We start from the raw sequence: 3,672 nt of genomic DNA, 5'->3' as shown, positions 1-3,672 counted from the left end.
TGTCGCCCTATTTTGTCACCAACCCCGACAAGATGATCGCTGATCTGGAAGACTGTCTGATCCTGCTGCACGAGAAGAAACTCTCGTCGCTGCAGCCGATGGTTCCGCTGCTGGAATCGGTGATCCAGTCGCAAAAACCGCTGCTGATCATTGCTGAAGATGTCGAGGGCGAAGCTCTGGCAACTCTGGTTGTGAACAAACTGCGTGGCGGCCTGAAAATCGCTGCTGTCAAAGCTCCGGGCTTTGGTGATCGCCGCAAGGCCATGCTGCAGGACATCGCTATTCTGACCGGCGGTCAGGTCATCAGCGAAGATCTGGGCATGAAGCTGGAAAGCGTCACCATCGACATGCTGGGCAGCGCCAAGAAAATCTCGATCACCAAAGACGAAACCACCATCGTTGACGGTGCTGGCGTGAAAGCCGAGATCGAAGCCCGCGTGGCCCAGATCCGCACCCAGATCGAAGAAACCACCAGCGACTACGACCGTGAGAAACTGCAAGAGCGCGTGGCCAAACTGGCTGGCGGTGTTGCCGTGATCAAAGTCGGCGGCATGACCGAAGTCGAAGTGAAAGAGCGTAAAGACCGTGTGGACGATGCTCTGAACGCGACCCGTGCGGCCGTTCAGGAAGGCGTGATCGTCGGCGGTGGCGTTGCTCTGGTTCAGGCTGGCAAGACTCTGGATGGTCTGACCGGTGCGAACTCGGATCAGGACGCTGGTATCGCCATCGTGCGCAAGGCTCTGGAAGCTCCGCTGCGTCAGATCGCTGAAAACGCTGGCGTCGATGGCGCCGTTGTTGCCGGCAAAGTGCGTGAATCGACCGACCTGTCGTTCGGCTTTAACGCTCAGACCGAAGAATATGGCGACATGTTCAAATTCGGCGTGATCGACCCGGCCAAAGTCACCCGCACCGCTCTGGAAGATGCGGCGTCGGTGTCCGGCCTGCTGATCACCACCGAAGCGATGATTGCTGACAAACCCGCCAAAGAAGGCGCGGGCTCGGCAATGCCCGACATGGGCGGCATGGGCGGCATGATGTAAGCCACGCCAAACGGCATAAGCTTAGGAAAAGGGGGCCGCGTGCCCCCTTTTTCATTACCAGACGATGGCTTCCAGCGGGTCATAGACCGCAGGGCCGACCGGCGCAAAGGCCACATCGGCCAGCGAGCCGGGCTTGAACCGGATCGTGTTCATTTCGTGCGGGGCAAAGAACTGGCGCTGGGTGACCACCCCGGCCGGGTCAGTCCATTGATGATCCAGACGCCCGTCGATCAGGTTACAGCGAAAGAACAGCTCGACCTGATGGAATTTCCCTCTGGGATCGTGGAATTCATTCACCAATGCCAGATCGCCGACTGACACGGTCAGGCCGGTTTCCTCATGCACTTCGCGGATCAGGTTTTCCGGCACCGAGCGCCCGCGCTCGACCCCGCCGCCGGGCGCGCACCACAGATCGCTTTTCCCGCCGGGAAAGGCGTTGACCAGCAACAGCCGACCGTTCTGAACAATAAGCGCGCGCGCCGCAAGGCGAGGGGACGGAGGAGCCATTCGGCGACACTAACCGCGAGAGTGCGGGTGGCAAAGCCCTTGTGATCATCGCTGTCGTAAACGGCGTGTTTCCAGGGCGATTGCCAAAGAAATAAGCATGAAACCGGCCCGTAAATCGCAAGGTTTCATTGCGCACCGTCCCGGATCATCGCATGTTTCCACCATGCGCCTGATCCTGTTGACCGTCCTGACCATGATCGCCTTTGCTGCCAATTCGGTGTTGAACCGGCTGGCGCTGAGCGATGGTGCTATGGGCCCGGCGGCCTTTGCCGCGATCCGGCTGGTGTCGGGGGCGGTGATGCTGTCGGGGCTGGTGCTGGTATCAGGGCGCGGGCTGCGCCCGTTTACGCCCGGTCGCTGGCGCGGCGTGCTGACGCTGGCTGTGTATATGCTGGGGTTTTCCTTTGCCTATGTCAGCCTGCCCGCCGGTCTGGGGGCGTTGCTGTTGTTCGGCGGGGTGCAGGTGACAATGTTCGCGGGCGCGGTGGTCGGAGGCGAATCCGTGCCGCTGCGTCGCTGGCTGGGGGCCGGGGTGGCCTTTGCCGGTCTGGTCTGGCTGCTGTGGCCCTCGGGCACGGCGGCACCGCCTTTGGTGCCGGCCTTGCTGATGGCGGCGGCGGCGCTGGGCTGGGGCCTGTATTCGCTGGTCGGGCGCGGGGTCAGTGATCCGCTGCAATCGACGGCGGCGAATTTCGTGCTGGCCGCGCCGCTGGCGCTGGCGTTGTTCGCGCTCAGCCCGGATCAGATCAGCCCGCAAGGCGCGGTTCTGGCAGTGGTGTCGGGGGCGGTGACCTCGGGGTTGGGCTATGCGCTGTGGTATTTGATCCTGCCCAAGCTGGGTGCGTCAAAGGCCGCAGTAGCGCAGTTGACCGTGCCGATCATCGCCATGGCGGGCGGCATGGCCTTTCTGGCCGAGCCGCTGACGGCGCGGTTCACGATCGCGGCGCTGCTGGTGCTGGGCGGGGTCGGTCTGTCGCTGACGCGGCGCTGATCAGCGCGCCGCGCCCAGACGCCGGTTGGCGTGGCCCATCTTGCGGCCGGGTTTGACCTCGGCCTTGCCATAGAGATGCAGCGCCACATCCGGCTGCGCCGCCAGATCGGGCACCATGTCCATGTCATCGCCGATCAGGTTCAGCATCTGGATATCCGAGTGACGCGACCCATCGCCCAAAGGCCAGCCGACCACTGCGCGAATATGCTGTTCGAACTGGTCGATCATACAGCCATCCTGCGTCCAGTGGCCCGAGTTATGCACCCGCGGCGCGATCTCGTTCACGATCAGCCCGGCCCGCGTCACGAACAGCTCGACCCCCATCACGCCGACATAGTCCAGCGCATTCAGGATCTTGCCCGCCAGCAACACCGCATCGGTGCGCTGGGCGCCGGTCAGGGTGGCGGGCAGGGTGGTGGTGTGCAGGATGCCGTCCTTATGGACGTTCTCGCCGGGATCGAAACAGGCAACCTCGCCCGAGACCCCACGCGCGGCGATGACCGACACTTCGTGGCTGAAATCGACAAAGCCCTCCAGAACCGAGGGCGCGCCCGCCATGCTGTCAAACGCCGCGTCGGCCTGATCGGGCGACATGATCCGGGCCTGACCCTTGCCGTCATAGCCAAAGCGGCGGGTTTTCAGAATCGCCGGGGCGCCGACACTGGCCAGCGCCGCCGTCAGGTCTTTGCGGGTGTCGACCGCCGCGAAAGGCGCGGTTTTCAGCCCCAGATCGGCAAGGAATTGCTTTTCGGTCATCCGGTCCTGCGACACCCGCAGTGCCTCGCGTCCCGGACGGATCGGGCGCAGGGTCTCCAGCAGGTCCAGCGCCGAGGTCGGGATGTTCTCGAACTCATAAGTGATGACATCGACGGTTTCGGCAAAGGCGCGCAGGGCGGCCTTGTCCTCATAGGCGGCGGTGGTCACGCGATGGGCGACCTGACCAGCGGGCGGGTTGGTGCCCGGCTCAAAGATGTGGCACGAAAAGCCAAGCCGCGAGGCGGCAACCGACAGCATCCGGCCCAATTGGCCGCCGCCCAAGATTCCGATCGTGGCGCCGGGGGTCAGCATCTCACTCATCCGAGGGCTCATCCGGGATCGACTCCGACAGCGCCGCGCGCCAAGCATCCAGACGCG

4 protein-coding genes are annotated in these 3,672 nt (G+C 63.6%); 2 read left to right on the top strand and 2 right to left on the bottom strand.

Annotation, left to right across the window (positions count from 1 at the left end; translation table 11 throughout):
• Positions 1-1,040 (top strand): chaperonin GroEL (groEL, locus tag ABYW26_RS11975; RefSeq protein WP_372605128.1); only part of this gene is annotated, 1,040 nt, incomplete at its 5' end.
• A 54-nt stretch (positions 1,041-1,094) separates the two neighbouring features.
• Here the strand turns inward: groEL and ABYW26_RS11970 are convergent.
• Positions 1,095-1,547 carry an NUDIX domain-containing protein gene (locus tag ABYW26_RS11970; RefSeq protein WP_372605126.1) on the bottom strand — a complete coding sequence of 151 codons (453 nt, stop codon included), beginning with the start codon at positions 1,545-1,547 and terminating at the stop codon, positions 1,095-1,097.
• A gap of 163 nt (positions 1,548-1,710) precedes the next feature.
• Here ABYW26_RS11970 and ABYW26_RS11965 point away from each other — a divergent pair, with 163 nt between their 5' ends.
• Entirely contained in the window at positions 1,711-2,538 is an 828-nt protein-coding gene (locus ABYW26_RS11965) for a DMT family transporter (protein WP_372605129.1), read from the top strand.
• On the opposite strand, the gene ABYW26_RS11960 is transcribed toward ABYW26_RS11965, so the two are convergent.
• Entirely contained in the window at positions 2,539-3,615 is a 1,077-nt protein-coding gene (locus tag ABYW26_RS11960; protein WP_372605125.1) for a 5-(carboxyamino)imidazole ribonucleotide synthase, read from the bottom strand.
• Between the last annotated feature and the right edge of the window lie 57 nt (positions 3,616-3,672).

This window comes from Actibacterium sp., from assembly GCF_041584535.1.
Lineage (GTDB): Bacteria > Pseudomonadota > Alphaproteobacteria > Rhodobacterales > Rhodobacteraceae > Actibacterium_D.
Note: the sequence above shows the minus strand (reverse complement) of the source record. Positions and strands in the feature narration are given on the sequence as shown.